The sequence below is a fragment of the Streptomyces sp. NPDC096310 genome (genome assembly GCF_044763125.1).
Taxonomy (GTDB): Bacteria; Actinomycetota; Actinomycetes; order Streptomycetales; family Streptomycetaceae; genus Streptomyces.
In genome coordinates, this window is record NZ_JBIWFO010000002.1 from 17,956 (window position 1) to 42,307 (window position 24,352).

Sequence of the window (24,352 nt, forward strand, 5' to 3'; positions counted from 1 at the left end):
GGAACTTACTGGCTGTCCTACCCCTCTGCCCAGGGACCGAACGTGAGGAGCAGCATCATGACCACCATCTCCCGCATCACGGCGCGCGAGATCATCGACAGCCGCGGCAACCCCACCGTCGAGGTCGACGTCGAGCTGGCGGACGGCTCGACCGGCCGGGCGGCCGTGCCGTCCGGGGCCTCCACCGGCGCCCGCGAGGCCGTGGAGCTGCGCGACGGTGACCCGGCCCGCTTCCACGGGAAGGGGGTCCGGCGGGCGGTCGACGCCGTCAACGACTCCATCGCGGACACCGTCGTGGGCCTCGAAGCGGAGGACCAGGCCGGAGTGGACGCCGCGCTGATCGCGCTGGACGGCACCCCGGACAAGGCGAGACTCGGCGCGAACGCGATCCTGGGCGTGTCCCTCGCGACCGCCAAGGCCGCCGCGCGCGCCCACCGACTGCCGCTCTACCGCTACGTCGGCGGGGTGGACGCGCGGCTGCTGCCGGTGCCGATGATGAACATCATCAACGGCGGTGCGCACGCGGACAATCCGCTGGACTTCCAGGAATTCATGATCGCGCCGATCGGAGCGGCCACCTTCGCCGAGGCCGTACGGACCGGGTCGGAGGTCTTCCACACCCTGCGCCGCGACCTCGTCGCCGCGGGCCACAGCACCGGGGTGGGCGACGAGGGCGGGTTCGCACCGGAGCTGCGGACCGCCGAGGAGGCGCTGGACTTCGTCGTACGAGCCGTCGAGCGCACCGGATACAAGCCGGGCACCGACATCACCGTCGTCATGGACCCGGCCACCTCCGAGTTCTTCCGCGACGGCGTCTACGACTACACCGGCGAGGGTGTGCGTCGCGACCCGGCCGAGCACGCCGACTACCTGGCCTCGCTCGTCGACCGCTACCCCGTCGCGTCCATCGAGGATCCGATGGCCGAGGACGACCAGGACGGATGGCGGCTTCTCACGGCCCGGCTCGGGGACCGCTGCCAGCTCACCGGTGACGATGTCTTCTGCACCAACGAGACGCTGCTGCGCCAGGGAATCCGCGACGGCGTCGCCAACTCGATCCTGGTGAAGGTCAACCAGATCGGCACCCTCACCGAAACCCTCGCCACCATCGCCACCGCCCACCGGGCCGGCTACACCGTGGTCATGTCCCACCGCTCCGGCGAGACCGAGGACACCACGATCGCCGACCTAGCCGTGGCCACCGGCTGCGGGCAGATCAAGACGGGCTCGCTCTCCCGCTCGGACCGCACCGCCAAGTACAACCAGCTCATCCGCATCGAGGAGGAACTGGGCGGCCAGGCACGCTACGCGGGGCGGGAAGCTCTCGGACTGCGCCGCTGAGGCGGCCTCAAAGTCACGGACCGGGGCGTACGCCGCCGAACCGCGGGAGGCCACCCTGGCGCTTCAGCCGACGCGGAGCGCGCGGGCCAGGAAGTACGCGTGGGCGTCCTCGTAGCAGTCCAGTTGCCAACCGCTGCCGTCCAGCAGGGGCCGCAGGTTCGGTTCGCCCAGCGGATCGTCGGAGCTCAGCGGGCGGCCGTGACGGGCGGCGCGTTCGACGCGGCCGGAGGGGTGGAAGAGAAGGAGGGCGCCGCCCGGGGCGGTGACGCGGGCCCATTCGCGCAGGGCGACGGCCGGGTCGGGGAGATGGTCGAGCAGGCCGGCGGTGAAGATTCCGTCGACCGTGCCCGGTGGCAACGGCAGCCGGCAGCAGTCCGCGAGCAGCAGGCCGGCCGGGCCGCCGCGCCCTTCGCGGGCCGCCGCGAGGAGCATGGCAGCGGTGACGTCCACACCGAGGACCGCACCCTTCTCCCCCACCCCGGCGCGCAGGGCGGGCAGGGCGCGTCCGGTGCCGCAGCCCAGGTCGAGCGCCGTCTGACCGGGACGCAGGCCGAGGCGGGCGACGGCCTGCGCGTACCGCGGGCCGTCGGCGGCGAAACGTGCCTCCCAGGTATCGGCCTTCGGCGTGAAGAACGTACGGGTCGCGGTGAGCGCGGCCCGCGCGGCCACCAGCCTCGCGAACCGCCCGAGCAGCCGGTCGCCGTACGGAACCACATCGGGCACCGTCAGGACGCCGGGCGCCGCCGCGGCGGCGCGTACTGCCGCATCTGTCTTGGCAGCCCCGTGAGCCTCTTGGGTCTTCTGGGCCTCCTGGCCCTCTTCTGCTTCCGGCTCCTCCAGGTGAACCGGCAGCCCCCACGCGGCCCCGCCCACCCGGAACGCCTGCGCCGGGCACCGCTCGCAGGAGGCCAGCGGCACGGCCCCGGCGGGCAGTTCCAACGCCTCGGCGTGCTGGTGCGGTGCCCGTAGCCGTTCGGGGGCGCCCGCGAAGAGCGGGTCCCCGGCCGCCGCCGGGTTCGTACGTACGACGCCGCACTCCGCTCGCGTGCCGGGCGCCGTACCGGCCGCGCCACCCGCCGCCAGCGCCAGCAGCCGCGCCCCCGGGCCGACCCCGAGCACCGGGACCTCGGCGGCCAGCGCGGCGCGCAGCAGGGCCAGTTCGGCGTGGTGCACGGCGGATTCGCTGTCGCCGCGCATGGCGGATTCGTCTGCTTCGGCGGATTCGTCAGGTTCGTCCGCGCGGTGCGCCGCTGCCGGGCCGCCGGCGATGACCAGCGCCTCGACCCCGGCCAGGCTCTCCGGCAGCGGGTCCCCCGCCCTCACCCGGCACAGCCGTACCCGTAGCCCGGCGGCCGCCAGCACCTCGCCGATCGCGTACGGTCCACCCTCTCGCCCGTGCTGCACCATCAGTACGGCCACAGCCCTCACCCCAGTCGGCCCGATCCGCAGATACAACCTCGACAAGAGTGGACACGCGGCACGTACCAGTCAATGACCCCATCACAGCTTGCACACGCGAAATCAGTCGCCTTTCACGGGATCCGGTGCGGATTCCACGGGATCCGGTGCGGAGTGGCGTTCCAGCAGCAGCCGGGCCGTCGCCGCCATGGCCTCGTCCACCATCGTCCCCTCGAACGTCGCCGCGCCCACGCCGCGCGCCTGGGCCTCCTCCACCGCGGTGATCAGGCGGGCCGCGCGGGCGAGTTCGTCGGGGCGCCGTGAGAACACGTCGTTGATCACGGGGACGTGGGAGGGGTGGATCGCCATCATCCCCGTGTAGCCGAGGGAACGGTTCTGTTCGGCGAAGGAGCGCAGCCCTTCGAGGTCGCCGATGCGTGTCCACAGTCCGGCGACCGGATGGGGGGCGCCCGCCGCCCGTACGTCCAGCAGGACGCGGGAGCGCAGCGCGTGGGTCTCGGTCCCCTGCGGGCTCCACCGGTAGCCCACGGCGCGCTCGACGTCGCCGCCCGCGCCGGTGATGGCGCCCGGGTAAGCGACGCGGGCCGCGGCCGACGCGCAGTCGTGGGCGTCGCGCAGCCCGCGGGCCGTTTCCAGGAGGGGTACGAGGGCGATGGCGCCCGGCGGCAGGCCCCGCTCCCGCTCGCACCAGCCGAGCAGCCGGTCCGCGTACCGCACGTCCTGGACACCGTCCACCTTGGGCAGCACGATCCCGCTGAGCCCGGGGCGGGCGACCGCGCGCAGTTCCTCGGCCGCCGCCCAGCCGTCGAGCGGGTTGACACGGACGAAGAGCCTCGGCCCGCCGGGGTCTTCGGCGGCGCACGCGACGGCCCCGGCCACCTGGTCAAGGGCGGACGCCTTGCCGTCGTACGGCACCGCGTCCTCCAGGTCGAGGATCACGGCGTCGGCTCCCGCCGCCCGTGCCTTCGGCAGCCAGTCCGTCCTGGTGCCCGGCACGAAGAGGAGGGAGCGCAGCGGGGGCCGGGCCGGCGCGGGCAGCGGTGCGCGGGGACCGGACGCGTGGGGCTCAGACGACATCGTTGTTCTCCAGCGCCGCGAGTTCATCCTCGCCCAGACCGAGCCACTCGCGGTAGACGAGGTGGTTGTCCTGCCCGAGCGCGGGCCCGGTCCGCCAGACGTGTCCCGGCCGCTGCCGGAAATGGGGGATCACCGCCTGCATCCGTACGGCGCCGAGATCCGCGTCCTCGACGGTGACGATGTCCTCGCGCTCGGCGTACACCGGGTCGGCGGCGATGTCCGCCGCGCTGAACACCGGGGAGGCCACCACCTCCGTACGGGCGAAGGCGTCCAGGCACTCGCCGGCGGTGCGCTCCGCCACCCAGGCCCGCAGGCCGTCGTCGAGCCGTTCGCGCCCGGCGTGCTGCTGCTCCACCGTGGCGAACTCGTCCTCGTCCAGCCCGAGCAGCCGGGCGATGTTGCGTACAGAACGCGGGGTCGCGGAGGTGACCGTGATCCATTCACCATCACGGGACTCGTAGGTGTTGATCACCGCCGCGGGGGCGACCGCCAGTTGGTTGCCGGAGCGCTCCGGCACGGAACCCAACTGATCGTGGACGATGACCTGCCACTCGACCAGCCGGAAAAGCGGCTCGAAGAGGGCGAGGTCGATCCACTCGCCGTCGAAGTCGGGGTCGTTGTCGCGGCGGTGCAGGGCGGCGAGGACGGCGTACGCGCCCATCAGCCCGGTCACCGCGTCACCGTGCGAGAAACCGGTGTGCACGGGCGGGCCGTCCGGGAAGCCGGTCAGATGCACCACCCCGCTGCGCGCCTCGCCGACCTTGCCGAAGCCGGGCGCGTCGGCCCGCGAGGAGGTCGCGCCGAAACCGGAAATCTGGAGCAGTACGGCCTTCGGGTTGATCCGGTGCACGGCCTCCCAGTCGAGGCCCCACGCGCGCAGCCGTCCGCTCCGCAGGGTGACGATGACGACGTCCGCCCAGGCCACGAGCCGGTGGGCGAGCTCCCGGCCGGCCTCGTGGTGCAGATCGAGGGTGACCGAACGCTTGTTGCGCCCGGCGACCTTGAACCACAGCGGGTGGCCGTCCTTCCGCGGCCCCATTCCGCGCGCCGCGTCGCCGGTGCCCGGCGGCTCCACATGCACCACGTCGGCACCCTGGTCGGCGAGCATGGAGCCCGCCAGCGGACCGGCCACCACATGCGCGAACTCGACCACTCTCAGCCCGCGCAGCTGCCCGCGACCGCCGGTTTCCGGATCTGTGCTCGACACCACCGTGCTCCCTCGCCGATTCCGTCGTTCGTCGCGACTCCAAGCGCAGCCGTACGTCGCGCCGCCGCCCGCCGCCCGCCGCCCGCCGTACGTCGCTCCGTACCACGGCAGCGGCAGCGGCAGCGGCACCTTCAGCCTGCCGATGTGAGGAAATGCCTGTCCAGCAAGAAACATCCATCAATCCATGCACTTTCCGCATGAGTTGGCGGCATCAGCCAGGGGGCGGCCCTACGGCAGCACCGCGGCATACGCCGCCGGTTGACGCAGGGCGCGCTCCATGGCGAGCGAGTGCGGGCACACCTCCCGCCCGCCCATTGATGCGCAGATCGCATGGACAGATCTCGGTTTGATGCTGGACGCCGATCCGTCGCCGATCCGAAACTCATCCGCAACGCGGGGCGCCACTCACCGGACGCCCGGCGGTTCCCCGCCGTGCGCCGTATACGAGAAAGCGAGCGTCACCCGTGCTGGCAGCTCTGGGGTTTTCCACGATCGGCCTGTTCCTGCTGCTCACCATGACGAAGCGCGTCTCCGTCCTGGTGGCCCTGGTTCTGCTCCCGGTGCTGGCCGCGCTCGTCGGCGGATTCGCCGGCGACATGGGCGACATGGTCCTCACCGGTCTCACCACGGTGGCACCGACCGGCATCATGATCGCCTTCGCGGTCCTCTACTTCTCCCTGATGGTCGACGCCGGTCTTTTCGACCCGCTGATACGCCAGATCCTGCGCGCCGCGCGCAACGATCCGGCCCGGGTCGCCGTCGGTACGGCCGTCCTCACGATGTGCGTGGCCCTGGACGGTGACGGCGCCTCCACCTTCCTCATCACCGTCTCCGCGCTGCTGCCGGTCTACAAGCGTCTGGGGATGAACCCGCTGGTGCTGTCCGGCACGGTCTGTCTCGGCGCGGGCGTGATGAACATGCTCCCCTGGGGCGGTCCGACGGTCCGGGCCATGACTGCGCTGAAGCTGGACAGTTCCGAGGTGTTCACGCCGGTCCTGCCCGCCATGGTGTGCGGGATCGCCTGGGTCCTGGCCGCGTCGTACTGGATCGGCCGCCGCGAGCGCCGCCGGCTCGGTGCGCTGACGACGCCGGGTGAGCAGAAGGCGGAGGAGATCGCGGAGAAGAAGTCGGGGCAGGGCGCCGGACAGGCCGCTGTACAGGCCGCTGCTGTGCAGGAGGGCGCCGGGCCGTACGCGGAGACTTCGCGGGCGGCGGCGCCGGCCTGGCTCACCGCCTTCAACGCCCTGCTGACGCTGGTGCTGCTGGTCGCTCTGGTCATGGAGGTCATGCCCCTGCCGGTGCTGTTCGCGCTCGCCTTCGCCCTGGCCCTCTTCGTCAACCGCCCCACGTGGGAGGGGCAGCAGGCGCTGCTGGAGAAACACGCCAAGAGCGTGGTGCTCGTGACCACGATGATCTTCGCCGCCGGTGTCTTCACCGGAGTGCTGACGGGGACGAAGATGATCTCCGAGATGGCCGAGGCGCTCGTGTCCGTCGTCCCCGACTCCCTCGGCGGCCATCTGCCACCCCTGGTCGCCATCACCGGGATGCCGCTGAGCCTGGCCTTCACCCCGGACGCCTACTACTTCGGTGTCCTGCCCGTGCTGTCGCACACCGCCGCCGGGTTCGGCACCGACCAGACCGAGATCGCCCGGGCCGCCATTCTCGGCCAGATGACGACCGGCTTCCCGCTCAGCCCGCTCACCGCCTCCACCTTCATTCTCGTCGGCATGAGCGGTGTGCAGCTCGGTGAGCACCAGCGTTTCATCTTCCGCTGGGCCTTCGGCACCACCCTCGTGATGACCGTCGTCGCCCTGCTCACCGGGGCCATCTCGCTCTGAAACGGGCCAGGTCCGCCGCTCGGCCCCGTCCGCCCTCCACGGAAGGAGACCCCACGCATGCACCCGTCCACGCCGCCGTACGGCCCGGAGATCCCTCGGCCCGTACGCCGCCGGACCGTCTGTGCCCTCGGTACGGCCACGGCACTCACCGCTTCCTTCGCCCCGGCCGCCTCCGCCGCGCCTACCTGGTCCGTCCCGGCCGACCCCTTCTTCTCGTACAGCCGCCCCGCCGTCCACGGCGTGGTGCGCGAGGACGTACGCGTGCCGCTGCGCGACGGCGGATACCTGGCCGGCCAGCTCTACCGCCCCGCAGACGCCTCGGGCCGCCCGGTGCCCGGCACCTTCCCGGGCATCGTGTACGAGTACACCGCCTACGCCGCGAACCTGGAGGCGTTCGGGGACGGCGCGTCCTTCTTCGTCCGCCGCGGGTACAACGCGCTGGTCTGCCAGGTCCGCGGGTCGGGGGCGTCGCCCGGCACGGCCGATCCGTTCGGGCCGCAGGAGCAGCGGGACAACTACGACGTCATCGAATGGCTCGCCCGGCACCCCGCGTCCACCGGCCGCATCGGGCAGATGGGCGTCAGCTACGGCGGACACACCACCCTGCTCGCCGCGGTGAACCGCCCGCCGCATCTCAAGGCCGTCATCCCGATGAACGGCATCAGCGACTGGTACGAGAACACCATCTACCGCGGCGGCATCTACTCGGCCCGTATTCGCGACTGGCAGCAGGCGACAGCGCCCGGCACCCTCCGGACCTACGCCGCCCACCCGCTGTACGACGACTTCTGGCGTGGCCGCAGCGTGATGTCCCGCTGGAACGCGCTCACCGTGCCCACCCTGGAGATCAACGGCTGGTACGACCGGTACCGGGACGGCATGGTGAAGAACCACCTCGCCCAGCCCGAGCACGTCTGGCTGGTGTCGGGGCCGTGGGAGCACGGCTACCCCGAGGGCCAGTACGCCGGCATCGGCCCCGGCGGCTACCTCGCCTGGTGGGACCACTGGCTCGCGCGGGACCGGCGCGCTCCGCTGCCCGCCGCGCGCGTCACCTCGTACGAGATACCGGGCCCCGGGGCGGGCGGCGGCTGGCAGCGGTTCGCCCAGTGGCCGCCGCCCGACGCCGGCGAGCTGACGCTCCGGCTGCGCCCCGGCGGCTCGCTGTGGTCGGCGCCGGGCCCCGGCGCGGTCTCCTCCTTCGACGTCAACACGGGGACCACCGCTCCGGAGGAGCATCAGCAACTCCGTTTCTCCACACCGGTGCTGCGCCGCGATCATGTCCTCGCGGGCGACGCCACGGTCGGCGTCCGCGCCTCCTTCACCGCCGCCGACGGCAACATCGCGGCGGTGCTCTTCGACCAGGCCCCGGACGGGTCCGCCACGAGGATCACCGCGGGATGGCTCAAGGCGAGCCACCGGCACGGCCATACGAGGCTCTCTCGTGTCACCCCGGGGACGTACTACGACCTGGACGTCCACATCTGGCCCACGCACTACCGGCTCTCGGCGGGCCACCGGCTGGTGCTGCGCGTCTCCAGCGACGACCACCCGGAGATCGACTCCGACGCCCCGGCAGGCCGCGTGCATCTGCGGGTCGGCGCGGGCGGCTCGGCGCTGCGCCTCACCGTACGGAAAGCTCGGGCGGCCACACCCTGATCTCCGCGAAACAGCGTGCCATCGGGCCGACCGGGGCCACCGGGGCCACCGGGGCCACCGAAGCGACTGCGGCCACCGGGGCCGCCTGGGCCGCCGGGGCCGCTGCTCAACCGGGCGGCGGCAAAGGGGCGTCACGGTTCGCTCCGCACGGCGTCGCCCGACGACGCATGGTGGTTCTGGCCGGGGACGTGGGGACTGTCGACCGCGTACTGGGCGGCCTGGATCCGGTAGAGGTCGCGGAACACCTTGGGCCCTGCGGTCTCCTCGGACAGCAGCTCCGCGAAGGTGCCGCTCTCCACGACGCGGCCCTGATCGAGGACATGGATCAGGTCCGCGGCCCGTACCGAACCGAGCCGGTGGGTGATGAGGATGACGGTCTGACCGGAGTCGGCGAGGCGACGGATCTGTTCGAAGAGCTGCTGTTCCGCTTTGGCGTCGAGGGCCGAGGTCGGCTCGTCGACGACGAGGATGCGGCCCGCCCGGTAGTGCGCGCGGGCCAGGCCGAGGCGCTGCCACTGACCGCCGGAGAGCTGGTGCCCGCCCTTGTACCCACGGGCCAGCAGGGTCCGCCAGCCGCGCGGCAGCTCCTCGATCAGCCGCTCCGCGCCCGCGTACCGCACCGCCTCCTCCAGCCGCTCCCGGCTCGTCGGCACCTCGGGGCGCCCGATGCTGACATTCACCTCGGCGGTGAAGGGCCAGCGGTGGAAGTCCTGGCCCACGACCGCGACGCGCGAGACCAGTTCCTGCCGGTCGGCCTCGGCCGCGTCCACGCCGTCCCACCGGATGCGGCCCGAGTCCGGCTGGTAGAGCCCGCACAGGAGCTTGATCAGGGTGCTCTTGCCGCTGCCGTTCTCCCCCACCAGCGCGACGATCCGGCCGGTCGGGATGGTCAGGCTCGCCCCGTCGAGGGCCCTCTTGTTGTCCTTGCCCAGGTAGGTGAAGACGACGTCCTCGAAGGTGATCGCGGCCGGCTCCTCGGGCAGTGGGCGCCCGCCGACCGGGATGGCCCGTCCCTCCGCCTCCTCGCAGAGCCGGTGCAGATCCTCGACGAACAGGCTCTCCTCGTGCAGGTAGTTCACCTGGAGCACCAGATTCTCCAGGCTGGACGATCCGGTGCGGATGGCGAGCACGGCGGTGCCGCCGACGGAGAGAGCCATCGCCCCCGTCCACAGCAGTCCGCCGAGCGTGGCGTAGGCGGCGGTCGCGGCCAGCCCCGTCCACCCGGCGGCGATCAGCCCCGTACGGGCGGAGATTCTGGCGAGCCTGCGCTGCTCCGCCTCCTGCGACTGCGACATCGCCCGGAAGTGGTGGAGCAGAAACGGCCCGACATTGTGCACCCTGATCTCCGGGGCCGCCTCGGTGGAGATCAGCAGTCGGCTGATGAGGCTCCCGGCCCGGGAATGCTGCACCCACGCCTGGAACGACACATACCGGTGCCGGGCCACCGTCAGCGCCGCCCACGCACTGGGCAGCGTCATCGCGACGAGCAGCGGCAGCAGCACCGGGTGCAGTACGGCGAGGACCCCGGCGGCGGCGATCAGCGACATCAGGGCGTTCATGACGTTCTGGCAGTACTGCACCATGCGGCGGGCGGACCCGGCGCCGTACTGGGCGCTGTCGAGGAGCTTGTGGAACTCGTCGTCCTCGACGGCCTCCAGCTCGACCCTGGCGGTGTGCGAGAGATACCGCTCGGTGGCGACCCGCTCGACCTTGGGCTCCAACTGCCCCGTACCCGCCGTGGACAGGGCCCGCAGCACCGCGCCGGCCAGCGCCGTACCGCCCGCGACCGCGAGCGCCGGGGCCGCCTGCGTGAGCCGCTCGGCCGTGGTGCCCTCGCCGAGGAGATGGGTCAGCACCCGGTTCACCGCGATCAGCCCGACCGCCTGGCTGACCCCGCGACCGATCTCCGCGCAGGTGACCAGCCGCAGGGCGCCCCTGTCGGCCTCCAGCGCCAGCCGGATCGTCGTACCGACCAGCCGCGGCAGCCGGGTGACCATGGACCGTAAGCTCAACTGGAGGAAAGCGTCGTCGTGTTTGTTCCACCCCATGTCGTACCGGAGAGGTCCGCCGAACAGCGTGCGCTCCGACTCGGACGTCGGTGTCGCCTCCTGCTCGGCCCCGGCCGCCGCCTGCTCGGACTCATCGGTCCGGGGTTTCCGCATCGTCATGAGTGCTCCATTGGTCGTGGGCGGCCGCCGGCGCTTTCCGCGATGAACCGACCACGGAAAGCGCCTGTGCGGACAGTCTGCCAACGAGCACTGACAGTGACCCCCCGGTTTTCGTCCGCCCCAGGTCAGCCCGCCTTCGCCTGCGCCGAGATCCCTCCGTCGACCGGCATCGCGACACCCGTGACGAACGAGGACCGGTCGCTGCACAGCCAGGCCGCCGCCTCCGCGATCTCCACCGGTGCGGCCATGCGCTTCTGGATCTGCGGGGCGATGAACGCCTGTGCCAGCCCGGGGACCTGGCGCACCACCTCGTCGATCATCTCGCTGCGCGTGGTGCCGACGACGAGCGCGTTGACGCGGATGCCCTGCTCTCCGTACTCGGAGGCGGCTGCGCGCGTGATGCCGAGGACGGCGTGCTTGGCGGCGACGTACGGCACGGAGGCACCGGTGGCGTAACGGCCTGCCGTACTACTGGTGTTGACGATGGACCCGCCCCGTCCGGAGTTCAGCATCACGGGCAGTTGGTACTTCATGCAGTTCCACACACCCCGCACGTTGATGTCCATCGTGCGCTCGTACACCTCGTCGTCCGTCTCGTGCAGAGAGGATTCGATGGTGGCGTAACCGGCGTTGTTGAAGGCGCAGTCGAGGCCGCCGAACCGTTCCACGGCCGCGTCGACCGTACGCCGGACATCGCCGGAGTCGCTGACGTCGCCGGGGACGGCCAGGGCGCGGCCGCCCTCGGCGGTGATCTCCTCCGCGAGGGCCTGGAGCCGGTCGGCGCGGCGCGCCGTCAGCACGACCGCGGCGCCCTCCCGCGCGAAAAGCTTCGCGGCTGCCGCGCCTATGCCGCTGGACGCCCCCGTGATCATCGCGACCTTGCCCGCCAGCAGGCCCCCGCGAGGCCCGTGCGCGCTGTCTCCGTGTGTGCTCTCCCGTGTGGTCATCGGCCGAGCATAGGAGCGGGCCCGCCGTCGAATCCATCGGTAATCACCGGCCCAGGCCGTACGAACCGGTCAGGGAGCCCGCCCGCACCGCGAAGGCGTGGCTCAGACCCTGCGTCCGGCCTCACGTACCGGCGGTCGCTGGCATAGTGCCCGCATGCACCGACGGATACGGATCACCCCACGCCCGGCCGCCGTCATGGCGGGCCTCCTCGCCGTCCTCGCCACGGCCCCGGTGCCCGCCGCGGCCGACAGCCCCCGCGAGGTCGCGCTCCGGCTCGAAGCCCCCGCGGACTTCCGCATGTACCACGCCGACGAGGGCACCGGGGCCGAGAACAGCGACTTCGTCGTGCCCGTCGCCGTCGCGCGCAGCGGCGGCGGAAGCCCGGCCCGCAACGTCACGGTCGTCGTGGACGCGTCGGGGCTGTCGGGCGTCGCGCGGGCGGAGAAGGGCGGTTACGGGAACTGCACCGGCACAGGCCCCGTGTTCACCTGCCTGTACGGCGATGTGCAGAACGGCGACGGGGAGGCCAACGCGCCCTTCACCCTGCGCGGCGTGGACGGCGTGCGGCCGGGCGACAGCGGGACGGTGACGTACACCGCCACCGCCGACAACGCGGCCCCCGTCACCGGCACGACCCGTATGACCATAGGCGGCCCCACCCTGCACGCGCCGGAGCAGGAGAAGGCGGTCGAGGGAGTGGAACCGGGCACGCCCGTACCGCTGACCCCCAGGTTCGCCAACCGCAGCCGGTTCAACACGGACCACGGCGTCGCTCTGCACCTCACCGCGCGGGACGGTCTGCTGCTGACATCGCGCCCCGCCAACTGCCTTTTCGACACCGCCTCCACCTCGGCATGGTGCACGTTCCCCACCCAGGCCGCGGCGCGGACCGCGTACCGCGTGAGCGCCCCGATCCGTTATACGGCCGCCCCCGGCAAGCTGGCGGGCACGCTGTCCTACGACTGGTCGTCCGACCCACAGAAGCCCGACGGCCTGACGGTGCGCGGCACGGACGCCCCGATGACGCTGATCAGGACGACCGCCCGCGGCCTCACGAGCGGCAGCAGCGAGGTCCACGTCGGAACCACCGTGCAGGCCGACTACGAACCGGTGCCGGCGACCGTACGGGGCCGGGTGGGCGACACGGTGAAGGTACGGCTCGGGCTGCGCGACCACGGGCCCGGCCGGCTGAGCGGTTCCGAGACGCTGGGCGGCTTCGAGGTCGTCCCGCCGGAGGGAACCACCATCACCTCCATCCCGTACGTCTTCGAGGGCTCGGGCAGCTCCTGGGCGTGCGCACGGCCGGAGAAACCGGGCGGGGCATTCGTCTGCGACATCGGTAACGACAGCTTCTACGACGCGCGGCACGAAGAGGGCACGACCGCGATCGACTTCCACATCCGCATCGACCGGCAGGTCCCGGGCGCGCGAGGCACCATCCGCACGTACAACCCTTACGACCGCACCCCCGGCAACGACACCGCCACCATCCCCCTCGACGCCTCCCCCGCCCCCGCCTACCGGAACCCCGCCCTGTGGGCGACGGTCGCGGGCGGGGCCGTGGCAGTCGTCGCCCTGGTGAGCTTGTACCGGCGTCGGCGATCCAGGGCCTGAGGGGGCTGTGCACGAATGCGGCGCCACTCGGCCGAGCCGGACCGGCGGAAACTCAGTCGGCCGTCCCTTCGGCCTCGGCCGCTTTCCGCTCCGTCGCGAGCCTGATGACGTTCTCCGCGAGCTCCCGGAACTCCCGGTAGCAGGTCTGCACGTACTTCTGCGTACTGCCGAGCGCGCCGTCCGCCGCTTTGAGTTCGAACATCGGCTTGCGGGCGTCGTGGGCCAGCGGCATCAGACTGCGATAGTTGCGCAGCGTCGCGATGCGGTACTGGTCATCATCCGGTGCCGGCAGCTCATCGCCCAGCACAGCGGCTGAGTAGACCCACGGGATGCGCTCCAGCCAGCGGCCGTACGCCTTGACCGGCCGGTCGAGGCGCATTTCCGGCTGCATGATCACATACCCCAGCGGTGTCATCCGGGCGGGCGGCGCCGAGATCCCGGACGGCACCTGAGGCAGCACGACCTGCCGCCAGTCGCGTCGCCATTCCCGGAGGGCCGGCCCCAGGTTGCTGAGCCCCTTGAGCGAGAACAGATCGGCGGCCAGCGGCATCAGCACACCGTCGGCGGCGATCAGCGCCGCCCGGTTGATGGCGCCGAGGTTGGGGCCGACATCGATGAGCACGATGTCGGCGTCGACGGATTCCGCCGCGTGCTCGATCATGCGGTGGAACGCGGTGGTGGTACGGATCGCCGCGACGTCCCCGGCGAACGACTTGAACCACTCGCTCGACAGCTTGTCCTCGAAGCGGCTCAGATCGAGACTCCCGGGCAACAGCCACAGCCCCGGCTTGAGCGAAACCGGCTCGACCAACGCGACGTCCCCTGTTCCCTCAAGGATGGGCCGTACGGCGTCGGCGACGGTGCGATCGTCCCGTACGCGTCCCGTACTGGGCAACAACCTGTCGGCCACGCCTTGCTCGATGAGTTCGGAGGGGTTGGCCCACAGGTCCTCGATCTCGCTCTCGTCCAGGCACATCGAGGTGAGGTTGGCCTGAGGGTCCAGGTCCACCGCGAGAACGCTCAGCCCCAGACGGCTGATCATGTGTGCCAGGTGATAGGTAAGGGTGGTCTTACCGACGCCGCCCTTGTTGTTGAACAGCGCGATCGATGTCGCGGTCATGGGGCTCTCCGGAGGGTTACGGCCCAGGACGAGTCGTCGACCTGGAACTCGGCGGGCGGATTGCCGTTACGTTCCAGGGCTGCCCGGACCCGGCCGATACCCCGCCCGAAGCGGTTGACGTTACCGAGTCCCTTCAGCGCCGCTGCGAGCGACGGATTGCGGTAGTCCGTGACCCGGTCGAAGTTGTCGTCCCGTACCTGCCGACCATTCCCCTCGATGTCGGCCGGACCGTCGTCGCTCACGGTGCCCATTCTTTCAGCCGGGGGACGAGGGGCCGCCGTACGCGCTTCGGCACGGCGGTGGTGAGGCCGCCTGTCCGTCAGGCGGCCCAGCTCCGGGGCGTGTCCACCAGGGTCGCCCACGTCCACGTACCCGCCCCCGGGCACTGGGCGGCGCGGAAGCCCCAGGCGCCCCGGTGGGCGGCCACCACGCCGGGGGTGCGTGAAAGGGCGGAGCGGCGCCGCTCGCCGCAGAGGGCGGCGAGGCGGGGCTGCGGGTGGGCCGCGTGGGTGTCGTACACGGTGACGCGCAGGGTGTCCTCCCGCTGCCGCAGGGCGAGGTGGACGTCCGCGCCGTCCCCCGAGAACGTGCACGCGTACGCCACCAGTTCGCGTACGACCACGAGCGCCGGATCGATCAGGCGTTCCATCTCGTGCACGTCGAGGACGAGTTCGGCGATCTCCCGCGCGACCGCCGGGCCGGCCAGGCCGGCGGGGAGGGTGAGGCCGTACGCGAGGCTCCCGGGCGACGGCTCCCCGAGGCCGGGCAGCGGCGGCGGGCACTCCGGTACGCCGGGCGTGGTGACGGCTGTGGTTTCGCTCTCAGGCATGACAACTCCGCTCGCTGATGCGCTGGTTGTGGTGACAGGAGGAGGCGGGCAGGCTCGCGCCATGCGCTTCTGCTTTGCTGTACGTGAGCGCCGCATCACTGAAGGTAGGGCATCAAGGGCCCCAAGTTCCACCTATAGGTGAAACTTGAGCCCCCAATAGACCTATAGAGTGACGCCCGGCACACTGAGCACCGGCCGAAAGGAAGGACCTCCATGGCCGCACGGACAGCACCAACGCAGCGCCAGAGGAGACTTGGCGCAGAGGTCCGCAAGCTGCGCACCGGCGCGGGCATGTCGATCGAGTACGCCGCCGGGCTGCTCGGTGTCGACCGCGGAAAGATCTCCCACATCGAGTCGGGCGTCCGCCACATCAGCACGGACCGGCTCCGTACGCTCGCGACACACTGCGAGTGCACGGACGAGGAGTACGTGTCCGCACTGCTCGAACTCACCACGCCCTCGGGGCGGAACTGGTGGGACCAGTACCGGGGCCGGCTGTCGCCGGGACTGCTGGACATCGCGGAACTGGAGTGGCACGCGGTCGGCATTCAGACGACGCAGACTGCCCACGTGCCCGGCCTGCTCCAGACCGAGGACTACGCCCGCAGCATCTTCGCGGCGGTTCTCCCGGCGCTTTCTCGCCTCGAAGTCGAACTTCGCGTGGCCCACCGCATGGAACGGCAACAAGTACTGGGCCGGGAACAGCCTCCGGGCTTCGTGGGTTACGTACACGAGGCGGCACTGCGCATGCGCTTCGGCGGTCGCGAAGCAGCACGTAATCAGCTCAACGCGCTGATCGGGGCATCCGAGAAGGACAACATCATCCTCCGCATAGTGCCCTTCGAACGCGGCAGCTTCCCGGGCGCGGGACACGCCCTGCTCTACGCGGAGGGAGCCGTGCCTCAACTCGACACCGCGCAGGTGGATTCGGCCCACGGTCCGGATTTCCTGCACACGGAGCCGCACCTCGCCAAGTACCGAGCCCACTTGGAGTGGATGGACAAGGAATGCTTGTCGCCAAGCGCCTCACGCGATTTCATCCACAGCCTCGCCCGCGAGCTATGAGGGGAACACCATGACCGAGATCATCTGGGAAGAACCATTCTGCGGGGAAGGCAACAACTGCTTCCGTATCGGCACCGACGCGAACGGCAGCGCCTACATAGCGGTCTTCGGCCAGGAAGACACCTACCTCACCGACACCCGCGAAGCCCTCACCACCCTCATCCGCGACATCAAAGCCGGCAAGGCCGACCACCTGCTCTAGCGGGGCGCGGGGCGCGGGAGTACCCCCTCGCGCCCCACGCCGGGGCGAACAGCGGCGTCAGCTCTCGTAGTGGTAGCGGCACTGCGCGATCAGAACCGCGTCCTCGGTCGCCTTGCAGATCAGGCGGTGCTCATCGTTGATGCGGCGCGACCAGTAGCCCTGGAACCCGTGCTTGAGCGGTTCCGGCTTCCCGATCCCCTCATTGCCGTTCCGGGCGATGTCCGCGATGAGCGCATTGACGCGCTTCAGGATCTTCCGGTCCTGAAGCTGCCACCACAGATAGTCCTCCCACACCCGGGAGGAGACGGTGATCTCCACGCGCCGTGCTGGACTTCCGGCGTCAACTCACGTACCGCGGCCGCTGCCGTTCTCCAGCTCGTCGATGGACGCGAGCACGCGTCGAGCGTTGGAAGGACTCCGCAGCAGGTACACGGTCTCCTTCAGGGACTCGTAGTCCTCCAGGGAGACTATGACGACAGCGTCATGTCCAGCGCGGGTGATGACGACCTCCTCATGGTCGTCATTGACGGAGTTGAGTACCTCGGCATATCGCGCGCGGGACTCCGAGTACGTCATGCTCTTCACAACCGCCCCCTCTCTTGCGTACAAGAAATGTACGTCCGCTTCGAGGGTGCGACGAGCGCGTCACCCGCCCGCCCCGGTCAACGCCCTCAGCGCCACGTTGAGGCGCAGGACGTTGACGCGTGGCTCCCCGATGAAGCCCAGCGTCCGCCCCGTCGTGTGGGCGTCCACCAGCGCGCGTACCCGGTCGGCCGGCAGGTGGTTGCGTTCCGCGACTCGGTGGGTCTGGAGGCGGGCGTACGCCGGGGAGATGTCGGGGTCGAGGCCCGAGCCCGAGGAGGTGACCGCGTCCGGGGGGACGGCGGAGGCGGGGACCGGGTGGCCCGGGGTGGAGTTGTCCTTGATGACCTGGGCCTTGGCCGACCTGACCCAGTCGATCAGTTCCTTGTTGTCGCCGGAGCGGTTCGTCGCGCCCGAGAGCAGCAGTCGGTACTGGGTGTTGACGGTGTTCGTGCCCAGGCCCCTGGACGGGCGCGGCTGGAACCAGCGCAGGTCCGGGCGGGCCGGTTCGGTGGTGTCGGAGGGGTTCTTCCTCGGCAGGAGGTAGCTCTGGCCGATCAGTTCCGAGCCGGCCACCTTGCCGCCGGAGGTGATCTCCGAGCCGTTGGCCCGGTGGGCGAAGAGGCCCTGGGCCACGCCGGTGACGGCCAGCGGGTAGAGGACGCCGCAGACCACGGTCAGGACGAGCAGGGCGCGCAGCCCGGCCCACAGCAGGCGCGCGGTGGTGCGTACGGAGGTGTTCATGACGGTCAGCCGATTCCGGGGACGAGGGAGAGGAGCAGATCGATGATCTTGATGCCGACGAAGGGCGCGACGAGGCCGCCGAGGCCGTAGATCCCGAGGTTGCGCCGGAGCATCCGGTCCGCGCTGGTCGGCCGGTACCGTACGCCTCGCAGGGCGAGCGGTACGAGCGCGATGATGATCAGCGCGTTGAAGACGACCGCCGAGAGGATCGCGGACTCGGGCGACGCCAGCCGCATGATGTTGAGCTTGTCCAGGCCCGGATGGACGACCGCGAACATCGCCGGGATGATCGCGAAGTACTTCGCGACGTCGTTGGCGATGGAGAACGTCGTCAGCGCGCCCCGCGTGATCAGGAGCTGTTTGCCGATCTCCACGATCTCGATCAGTTTGGTCGGGTTGGAGTCCAGGTCCACCATGTTCCCGGCCTCCTTGGCGGCCGAGGTGCCGGTGTTCATGGCCACGCCGACGTCCGCCTGGGCGAGCGCGGGCGCGTCGTTCGTGCCGTCGCCGGTCATCGCGACGAGCTTGCCGCCCGCCTGTTCCCGTCTGATCAGGGCCATCTTGTCCTCGGGCGTGGCCTCGGCGAGGAAGTCGTCCACGCCGGCCTCGTCCGCGATCGCCTTCGCGGTCAGTGGGTTGTCGCCGGTGATCATGACGGTCCTGATGCCCATACGGCGCAGCTCGTCGAACCGCTCCCGCATGCCGTCCTTGACGACGTCCTTGAGGTGGATGACGCCCAGGACGCGCGCGCCCGCGCCGTCCTCGACGGCCACCAGCAGCGGCGTACCGCCCGCCTGGGAGATCGCGTCGGTCAGTTCGCGGGTGTCCGCCGACACCTGGCCGCCGTGTTCGGTGACCCAGGCGGTCACCGAACCCGTCGCGCCCTTGCGTACCTTGCGCGCGGCGCCGTCCTCCGTGATGTCGACGCCCGACATCCGGGTCTGCGCCGTGAAGGCGATCCACTCGGCGCCGGCCAGTTCGCCCTGGTGGCGTTCGCGCAGCCCGTAACGCTCCTTGGCCAGTACGACGACGGAGCGGCCCTCGGGCGTCTCGTCGGCCAGGGAGGAGAGCTGGGCCGCGTCAGCCAGTTCGGCCGGGTCCGTACCGCGTACGGGGACCAGTTCGGCGGCCTGGCGGTTGCCGAGCGTGATCGTGCCGGTCTTGTCGAGCAGCAGCGTCGACACGTCGCCCGCGGCCTCGACGGCGCGCCCCGACATGGCCAGGACGTTGCGCTGGACGAGGCGGTCCATCCCGGCGATGCCGATCGCGGAGAGCAGGGCGCCGATGGTGGTCGGGATCAGACAGACCAGCAGCGCAGCCAGGACGATCATCGACTGCTCGGCGTGGGCGTACCTCGCGAACGGCTGGAGGGTGACCACCGCCAGCAGGAAGACGATCGTGAGGGACGCGAGCAGGATGTTCAACGCGATCTCGTTGGGCGTCTTCTGCCGGGCCGCGCCCTCGACCAGGGCGATCATCCGGTCGATGAACGTCTCGCCGGGCCGGGTCGTGATCTTGACGACGATCCGGTCGGAGAGCACCTTCGTACCGCCCGTGACGGCGGAGCGGTCGCCGCCCGACTCGCGGATGACGGGGGCTGACTCGCCGGTGATCGCGGACTCGTCCACGGAGGCGACGCCCTCGGTCACATCACCGTCGCCGGGGATGATGTCGCCCGCCTCGCAGACCACCAGGTCACCGACGCGCAGCTCCGTACCCGGGACACGCTCCTCGCCCGCGCCGGGGCCCCGGCCGGTGAGCCGGCGCGCGACCGTATCCGTCTTGGCCCTGCGCAACGTGTCGGCCTGCGCCTTGCCTCGGCCCTCGGCCACGGCCTCCGCCAGATTGGCGAAGACGACGGTCAGCCAGAGCCACGCCGTGATCGCCCAGCCGAACCAGTCGCCCGGGTCCAGAATCGCCAGCACGGTGGTGAGGACCGAGCCCACCTCGACCACGAACATCACCGGGGACGCGATCATCACCCGGGGGTCGAGCTTTCTGAGCGCGTCCGGGAGGGACCTGATCAACTGCTGGGGGTCGAAGAACCCCACGCCGACCCGTCCGGCGGTTCCGGCCGTGCCGGCGGAACCGGCGGATCCACCGGAGAGGTCGCTGTGCGGCGCGCGGGCCTGATGGGGAGTGGGGGTGGGGTTGGGAGTGGGGGTGGACATCGCGTCTTCTTGCTTCTTCCTGCGCGAACGAGCGGTCATGACGCCAGCCCCTCGGCCAGCGGCCCCAGCGCCAGCGCGGGGAAGTAGGTCAGCCCGGTGACGATCAGGATCGCGCCGACGAGCAGGCCGGTGAACAGGGGTTTGTCGGTCCGCAGGGTGCCCGCCGTCGAGGGGACGGGCCGCTGCTCGGCCAGCGATCCCGCCAGGGCGAGTACGAACACCATCGGGACGAAACGGCCGAGCAGCATCACGATCCCGAGGCTCGTGTTGAACCACTGGGTGTCGGCGTTGAGCCCGGCGAAGGCGGAGCCGTTGTTGTTGGCGGCCGAGGTGTACGCGTACAGGATCTCGGAGAAGCCGTGCGGCCCCGAGTTGGTCAGCGAATGCACCGGAGTGGGCAGCGCCAGGGCGACGGCCGTGAAGCAGAGCACCAGGGCCGGGGTGACGAGGATGTAGCACGCGGCGAACTTGATCTCGCGGGTGCCGATCTTCTTGCCCAGGTACTCGGGCGTACGTCCGACCATCAGACCGGCGAGGAACACCGCGATGACGGCCATGATCAGGATCCCGTACAGCCCGGATCCGACCCCGCCGGGCGCGATCTCACCGAGCTGCATGCCCAGCAGCGCGATCCCGCCGCCGAACCCGGTGAACGAGGAGAGGAAGGAGTTGACCGCGCCCGTCGAGGTGAGCGTGGTGGCGACCGCCCAGATCGACGAGCCGCCGACCCCGAACCGGGTCTCCTTGCCCTCCATCGCACCGCCCGCGATGTCGAACGCCGGAGCGCCGTGGTGGAACTCGGTCCACATCATCAGCGCGGTGAAGCCGAGCCAGATCGTCACCATCGCGGCGAGGATCGCGTACCCCTGTGCGACCGAGCCGGCCATCCTGCCGAACGTACGCGTCATCGCGAACGGGATGAGCAGGATGAGGAAGATCTCGAAGAGGTTGGAGACCCCGTTGGGGTTCTCGAAGGGGTGGGCGGAGTTGGCGTTGAAGTAACCGCCGCCGTTGGTCCCCAGCTCCTTGATCACCTCCTGGGAGGCGACCGCACCGCCGTTCCACTGCTGCGGCCCGCCCAGGAACTGCCCGACCTCATGGATGCCGGCGAAGTTCTGGATGGCGCCGCAGGCGACGAGGACGACGGCGCCGACGACGGAGATCGGCAGCAGGATCCGTACGGTGCCGCGCACCAGGTCGGCCCAGAAGTTGCCCAGTTCTCCGGTACGGGCGCGGGTGAAGCCCCGTACGAGCGCCACCGCGACGGCCATGCCGACGGCGGCCGAGAGGAAGTTCTGCACGGCGAGCCCGCCGGTCTGGACGACCGGGCCCATGGACTGCTCGCCGTAGTACGACTGCCAGTTGGTGTTGGAGACGAACGACGCGGCGGTGTTGAACGCCTGGTCCGGGTCGATCGAGGAGAAGCCGAGCGAGCCGGGGAGTCCGCCCTGGAGGCGCTGGAGCAGATAGAGGAAGAGGACGCTCACCACGGAGAAGGCGAGCACCCCGCGCAGGTAGGCGGGCCAGCGCATCTCGGTGGCGGGGTTGGCGCCGATGGCCCGGTAGATCCACTTCTCGACCCGCAGATGGCGGACGGAGCCGGAGTCGGGGCCGGAGCCGGATCCGGAGCCGGAGTCGCAGGAAGCGGCCGGGCAGTACACGCGGGCCATGTGGTCGCCGAGCGGACGGTACGCCAGCCCCAGCGCCACGATCAGCGCGAGCACCTGGAGCGCGCCGGCGAGGACAGCACTCATGACGGGCTCAGAACCTCTCCGGGAACAGCAGGGCGAGGACGAGATATCCCAGCAGGGCGACGGCCACGACCAGGCCGACGATGTTCTCGGCGGTCACAGCTTCGTCACCCCCTTGGCGACGAGGGCCACCAGCGCGAAGACCGCGACCGTGGTGACGACGAAGGCCAGATCGGCCATCGTGAGCTCCTGAATGAGGTTCGGTACGGATGAGGTACGAGTGAGGTGCGGACGAGGTACGAGGGGAACGGGCGTCCGGGAGGACCGGCCGGCCTCGCCCGGAGAAAACCGGACGTCCTGAGGAAACCCCCTCGTTCGGGGCTTCCGTCTTCCGTTGACGGTGTCCATACGGCCCCTGCGGCGGGCTTGACGGCTCTCTTACGCCCTGCGGGGATCGCCGGTTGACGCGGGCGCCGGCTGGATACGATGGAGGGCGGCTCCGCGCGCTGCCGCTGCCGATATGAGCGAGGAAAGGAATCCTTGGATATGACGACCGAGACGTTCGAGTTTCAGGTGGAAGCACGCCAGCTCCTCCAGATGATGATCCATTCGATCTACTCGAACAAGGATGTATTTCTTCGTGAGCTGGTCTCCAACGCCTCCGACGCGCTGGACAAATTGCGGCTGGAAGTTCTCCGGAGCGAGCTCCAGGAAGACGTGTCGGACCTCCATATCGACCTTGAGGTCGACAAGGAACAGCGCACGCTGACTGTACGTGACAACGGCATCGGAATGTCGCACGAGGATGTGGTGGACCTCATCGGCACCATCGCGAATTCCGGTACGGCGAAGTTCCTGAAGGAGATGAAGGAAGCCAAGGAGGCGCAGGACGCGGCGGCCTCCGAAGAACTCATCGGGCAGTTCGGTGTCGGCTTCTACTCCAGCTTCATGGTGGCCGACGAGGTCACCCTGCTGACCCGGCGCGCGGGCGAGAGCAAGGGGACCCGCTGGCAGTCCACCGGCGAGGGCACGTACACGGTCGAGACGGTCGACGAGGCGCCACGGGGTACGGCGGTGACGCTGCGGCTGAAGCCGGAGGACACCGAGGACCAGCTCTTCGACTACACGTCCACGTGGAAGATCAAGGAGATCGTCAAGCGGTACTCGGACTTCATCACCTGGCCGATCAGGATGGCCGCCGAGGCGAAGCCCGCCACGGGCCCGGCGGACGCCGACGCGGACGGGGCGGACGCCGGTGAGGACGCCGGCGCAGCGCCCGAGCCCGAGACGATCAACTCGATGAAGGCGCTGTGGGCCCGCTCCAGGAGCGAGGTGACCGACGAGGAGTACAGCGAGCTGTACAAGCACGTCAGCCACGACTGGAACGACCCGCTCGAAACCATCCGTATGCAGGCGGAAGGCACCTTCGAATATCAGGCACTGCTCTTCCTCCCGTCCCACGCACCGCAGGACCTGTTCACGCAGGGGAGCAAGCGCGGAGTTCAGCTCTATGTGAAGCGCGTCTTCATCATGGACAACTGTGAAGCGCTGATGCCCGATTATCTGCGCTTCGTCAAGGGTGTGGTCGACGCCCAGGACCTTTCACTGAACGTGTCGCGCGAGATTCTTCAGCAGGACCGGCAGATCCAGTTGATGCACCGGCGCCTGGTGAAGAAGGTGCTGTCGACGGTGAAGGAGATGATGGCCGACCGTCCGGAGTCGTACACGACGTTCTGGAAGGAATTCGGCCGGGTCCTCAAGGAAGGCCTGCTGAGCGACTTCGAGAACCGTGACGCGATTCTCGGCGTCTCGTCGTTCGCCTCGACCCACTCCCCCCACGAAGAAGGCGGGGTGACCACCCTCCAGCAGTACGTGGAGCGGATGAAGGAGGGGCAGCAGCACATCTTCTACATGACGGGCGAGTCCCGTACGGCGATCGAGAACTCGCCCCACATGGAGGCCCTGCGCGCCAAGGGCTTCGAGGTGCTGCTCCTGACCGACCCTGTCGACGAGGTGTGGGTCCAGTCGGTCCCCGAGTTCGACGGCAAGCCGCTGCGGTCGATCGCCAAGGGCGAGGTCGACCTCGACACCGAGGAGGAGAAGAAGGAGGTCGAGGCCGAGCGCGAGAAGCAGCAGCAGGACTTCGCCCCGCTGCTGACCTGGATGTCCGGGAAGCTGAGCGAGCACGTGAAGGAGGTACGGCTCTCCTCGCGCCTCACGGTGTCGCCCGCCTGCATCGTCGGGGACACGTTCGATGTGACGCCGGCGCTGGAGAACATGTACCGCGCCATGGGCCAGGACGTGCCCCACATCAAGCGGATCCTCGAACTCAACCCGACGCACCCGCTGGTCGTCAGCATGCGTACGGCCCACACCGGCCGGCCGGCGGATACGGCCGAGGCAGCGGACACGGCGGATGCGACGGACGCGGGCTCGGGCTCAGGCTCAGGCTCGGGAACGGACGACGCCGGCCTCGCCGAGGCCGCCGAGCTGGTCTACGGGATGGCGCTCCTCGCGGACGGCGGCGAGCTGGCCGACCCCTCGCGCTTCGTCAAGCTGATGGCGGACCGGCTGGAGCGCACCCTGTAGTTCCCGCGTTGCCGTTCCCGGGTTGTCGTTCCCGGGTTCCGGATTCCCGGGCTTACGGCCGCGAGATACGGAACACTCTGGAGGGCGGTCA

21 protein-coding genes are annotated in these 24,352 nt (G+C 70.3%); 7 read left to right on the forward strand and 14 right to left on the reverse strand.

Annotated features, from left to right (window positions below; genetic code table 11):
• Positions 1–57: 57 nt before the first annotated feature.
• Complete coding sequence (gene eno, locus ACIQ7D_RS05405) at positions 58–1,341, forward strand: phosphopyruvate hydratase (RefSeq protein ID WP_403933863.1); 1,284 nt, start codon at positions 58–60, stop codon at positions 1,339–1,341.
• A 63-nt stretch (positions 1,342–1,404) separates the two neighbouring features.
• On the opposite strand, the gene ACIQ7D_RS05410 is transcribed toward eno, so the two are convergent.
• From ACIQ7D_RS05410 to ACIQ7D_RS05420, 3 genes are all read right to left on the reverse strand, one after another.
• A complete protein-coding gene (locus tag ACIQ7D_RS05410; protein ID WP_403933865.1) occupies positions 1,405–2,760 on the reverse strand; it encodes a methyltransferase domain-containing protein in 1,356 nt (451 codons plus the stop codon).
• A gap of 102 nt (positions 2,761–2,862) precedes the next feature.
• Positions 2,863–3,837 carry an HpcH/HpaI aldolase/citrate lyase family protein gene (locus ACIQ7D_RS05415; RefSeq protein WP_403933867.1) on the reverse strand — a complete coding sequence of 325 codons (975 nt, stop codon included), beginning with the start codon at positions 3,835–3,837 and terminating at the stop codon, positions 2,863–2,865.
• On the reverse strand, positions 3,827–5,044 hold the full coding sequence (locus tag ACIQ7D_RS05420; protein ID WP_403933869.1) for a CaiB/BaiF CoA transferase family protein: 1,218 nt from the start codon (positions 5,042–5,044) through the stop codon (positions 3,827–3,829). The genes ACIQ7D_RS05415 and ACIQ7D_RS05420 overlap by 11 nt, the downstream gene beginning before the upstream one ends.
• Positions 5,045–5,508: 464 nt before the next feature.
• Here ACIQ7D_RS05420 and ACIQ7D_RS05425 point away from each other — a divergent pair, with 464 nt between their 5' ends.
• Entirely contained in the window at positions 5,509–6,882 is a 1,374-nt protein-coding gene (locus ACIQ7D_RS05425; RefSeq protein WP_403933871.1) for a CitMHS family transporter, read from the forward strand.
• Between the two features lie 57 nt (positions 6,883–6,939).
• On the forward strand, positions 6,940–8,538 hold the full coding sequence (locus ACIQ7D_RS05430; RefSeq protein WP_403933873.1) for a CocE/NonD family hydrolase: 1,599 nt from the start codon (positions 6,940–6,942) through the stop codon (positions 8,536–8,538).
• Between the two features lie 131 nt (positions 8,539–8,669).
• Here ACIQ7D_RS05430 and ACIQ7D_RS05435 read toward each other — a convergent pair whose 3' ends face one another.
• Together ACIQ7D_RS05435 and ACIQ7D_RS05440 are read right to left on the reverse strand one after the other, a co-directional pair.
• The gene (locus ACIQ7D_RS05435; protein ID WP_403933875.1) at positions 8,670–10,706 is read right to left on the reverse strand and encodes an ABC transporter ATP-binding protein; all 2,037 of its coding nucleotides are present in this window, start codon (positions 10,704–10,706) and stop codon (positions 8,670–8,672) included.
• Positions 10,707–10,831: 125 nt separating this feature from the next.
• Positions 10,832–11,578 (reverse strand): SDR family NAD(P)-dependent oxidoreductase, encoded by a 747-nt coding sequence (locus ACIQ7D_RS05440; RefSeq protein ID WP_403935002.1) that lies wholly within the window; start codon positions 11,576–11,578, stop codon positions 10,832–10,834.
• A gap of 229 nt (positions 11,579–11,807) precedes the next feature.
• Between ACIQ7D_RS05440 and ACIQ7D_RS05445 the strand changes: the two genes are divergently transcribed.
• Complete coding sequence (locus tag ACIQ7D_RS05445; protein WP_403933879.1) at positions 11,808–13,268, forward strand: hypothetical protein; 1,461 nt, start codon at positions 11,808–11,810, stop codon at positions 13,266–13,268.
• A 52-nt stretch (positions 13,269–13,320) separates the two neighbouring features.
• On the opposite strand, the gene ACIQ7D_RS05450 is transcribed toward ACIQ7D_RS05445, so the two are convergent.
• The 3 genes from ACIQ7D_RS05450 to ACIQ7D_RS05460 form a co-directional block, all read right to left on the reverse strand.
• Positions 13,321–14,388 carry a ParA family protein gene (locus ACIQ7D_RS05450; protein ID WP_403933881.1) on the reverse strand — a complete coding sequence of 356 codons (1,068 nt, stop codon included), beginning with the start codon at positions 14,386–14,388 and terminating at the stop codon, positions 13,321–13,323.
• Positions 14,385–14,630 (reverse strand): ATP-binding protein, encoded by a 246-nt coding sequence (locus tag ACIQ7D_RS05455; RefSeq protein ID WP_403933883.1) that lies wholly within the window; start codon positions 14,628–14,630, stop codon positions 14,385–14,387. The genes ACIQ7D_RS05450 and ACIQ7D_RS05455 overlap by 4 nt, the downstream gene beginning before the upstream one ends.
• 77 nt (positions 14,631–14,707) lie before the next feature.
• Positions 14,708–15,217: an ATP-binding protein gene (locus ACIQ7D_RS05460; protein WP_403933884.1), complete on the reverse strand. Its 510-nt coding sequence runs from the start codon at positions 15,215–15,217 to the stop codon at positions 14,708–14,710.
• 213 nt (positions 15,218–15,430) lie between these two features.
• Here ACIQ7D_RS05460 and ACIQ7D_RS05465 point away from each other — a divergent pair, with 213 nt between their 5' ends.
• Complete coding sequence (locus tag ACIQ7D_RS05465) at positions 15,431–16,282, forward strand: helix-turn-helix domain-containing protein (protein ID WP_403933886.1); 852 nt, start codon at positions 15,431–15,433, stop codon at positions 16,280–16,282.
• 10 nt (positions 16,283–16,292) lie between these two features.
• A complete protein-coding gene (locus ACIQ7D_RS05470) occupies positions 16,293–16,484 on the forward strand; it encodes a hypothetical protein (RefSeq protein WP_403933888.1) in 192 nt (63 codons plus the stop codon).
• 57 nt (positions 16,485–16,541) lie between these two features.
• Here the strand turns inward: ACIQ7D_RS05470 and ACIQ7D_RS05475 are convergent, their stop codons facing one another.
• Genes ACIQ7D_RS05475 through kdpF form a run of 6 tightly spaced genes read right to left on the reverse strand, consistent with a single transcriptional unit; the run spans position 16,542 to position 21,832 of the window.
• A complete protein-coding gene (locus ACIQ7D_RS05475) occupies positions 16,542–16,802 on the reverse strand; it encodes a Txe/YoeB family addiction module toxin (protein WP_403933890.1) in 261 nt (86 codons plus the stop codon).
• A 27-nt stretch (positions 16,803–16,829) separates the two neighbouring features.
• Positions 16,830–17,069 carry a type II toxin-antitoxin system Phd/YefM family antitoxin gene (locus tag ACIQ7D_RS05480; protein WP_403933892.1) on the reverse strand — a complete coding sequence of 80 codons (240 nt, stop codon included), beginning with the start codon at positions 17,067–17,069 and terminating at the stop codon, positions 16,830–16,832.
• Positions 17,070–17,129: 60 nt separating this feature from the next.
• On the reverse strand, positions 17,130–17,810 hold the full coding sequence (locus ACIQ7D_RS05485) for a potassium-transporting ATPase subunit C (protein ID WP_403933894.1): 681 nt from the start codon (positions 17,808–17,810) through the stop codon (positions 17,130–17,132).
• Between the two features lie 5 nt (positions 17,811–17,815).
• A complete protein-coding gene (gene kdpB, locus ACIQ7D_RS05490; RefSeq protein ID WP_403933896.1) occupies positions 17,816–19,981 on the reverse strand; it encodes a potassium-transporting ATPase subunit KdpB in 2,166 nt (721 codons plus the stop codon).
• A 35-nt stretch (positions 19,982–20,016) separates the two neighbouring features.
• Positions 20,017–21,735 carry a potassium-transporting ATPase subunit KdpA gene (kdpA, locus tag ACIQ7D_RS05495; protein ID WP_403933897.1) on the reverse strand — a complete coding sequence of 573 codons (1,719 nt, stop codon included), beginning with the start codon at positions 21,733–21,735 and terminating at the stop codon, positions 20,017–20,019.
• A 7-nt stretch (positions 21,736–21,742) separates the two neighbouring features.
• Positions 21,743–21,832: a K(+)-transporting ATPase subunit F gene (kdpF, locus tag ACIQ7D_RS05500; protein WP_037727062.1), complete on the reverse strand. Its 90-nt coding sequence runs from the start codon at positions 21,830–21,832 to the stop codon at positions 21,743–21,745.
• A 386-nt stretch (positions 21,833–22,218) separates the two neighbouring features.
• Here kdpF and htpG point away from each other — a divergent pair, with 386 nt between their 5' ends.
• The gene (gene htpG / locus ACIQ7D_RS05505; RefSeq protein ID WP_403933899.1) at positions 22,219–24,261 is read left to right on the forward strand and encodes a molecular chaperone HtpG; all 2,043 of its coding nucleotides are present in this window, start codon (positions 22,219–22,221) and stop codon (positions 24,259–24,261) included.
• The last annotated feature ends 91 nt before the right edge of the window (positions 24,262–24,352 follow it).

What these genes read in the sequence shown, in the direction of transcription:
- eno (WP_403933863.1), top strand. Translation starts at nt 58, where the DNA reads ATGACCACCATCTCCCGCATCACGGCGCGCGAGATCATCGACAGCCGC.
- ACIQ7D_RS05415 (WP_403933867.1), bottom strand. Translation starts at nt 3,837, where the DNA reads ATGTCGTCTGAGCCCCACGCGTCCGGTCCCCGCGCACCGCTGCCCGCG.
- ACIQ7D_RS05430 (WP_403933873.1), top strand. Translation starts at nt 6,940, where the DNA reads ATGCACCCGTCCACGCCGCCGTACGGCCCGGAGATCCCTCGGCCCGTA.
- ACIQ7D_RS05435 (WP_403933875.1), bottom strand. Translation starts at nt 10,706, where the DNA reads ATGACGATGCGGAAACCCCGGACCGATGAGTCCGAGCAGGCGGCGGCC.
- ACIQ7D_RS05440 (WP_403935002.1), bottom strand. Translation starts at nt 11,578, where the DNA reads ATGATCACGGGGGCGTCCAGCGGCATAGGCGCGGCAGCCGCGAAGCTT.
- ACIQ7D_RS05445 (WP_403933879.1), top strand. Translation starts at nt 11,808, where the DNA reads ATGCACCGACGGATACGGATCACCCCACGCCCGGCCGCCGTCATGGCG.
- ACIQ7D_RS05450 (WP_403933881.1), bottom strand. Translation starts at nt 14,388, where the DNA reads ATGACCGCGACATCGATCGCGCTGTTCAACAACAAGGGCGGCGTCGGT.
- ACIQ7D_RS05460 (WP_403933884.1), bottom strand. Translation starts at nt 15,217, where the DNA reads ATGCCTGAGAGCGAAACCACAGCCGTCACCACGCCCGGCGTACCGGAG.
- ACIQ7D_RS05465 (WP_403933886.1), top strand. Translation starts at nt 15,431, where the DNA reads ATGGCCGCACGGACAGCACCAACGCAGCGCCAGAGGAGACTTGGCGCA.
- ACIQ7D_RS05470 (WP_403933888.1), top strand. Translation starts at nt 16,293, where the DNA reads ATGACCGAGATCATCTGGGAAGAACCATTCTGCGGGGAAGGCAACAAC.
- ACIQ7D_RS05485 (WP_403933894.1), bottom strand. Translation starts at nt 17,810, where the DNA reads ATGAACACCTCCGTACGCACCACCGCGCGCCTGCTGTGGGCCGGGCTG.
- kdpB (WP_403933896.1), bottom strand. Translation starts at nt 19,981, where the DNA reads ATGTCCACCCCCACTCCCAACCCCACCCCCACTCCCCATCAGGCCCGC.
- kdpA (WP_403933897.1), bottom strand. Translation starts at nt 21,735, where the DNA reads ATGAGTGCTGTCCTCGCCGGCGCGCTCCAGGTGCTCGCGCTGATCGTG.
- htpG (WP_403933899.1), top strand. Translation starts at nt 22,219, where the DNA reads ATGACGACCGAGACGTTCGAGTTTCAGGTGGAAGCACGCCAGCTCCTC.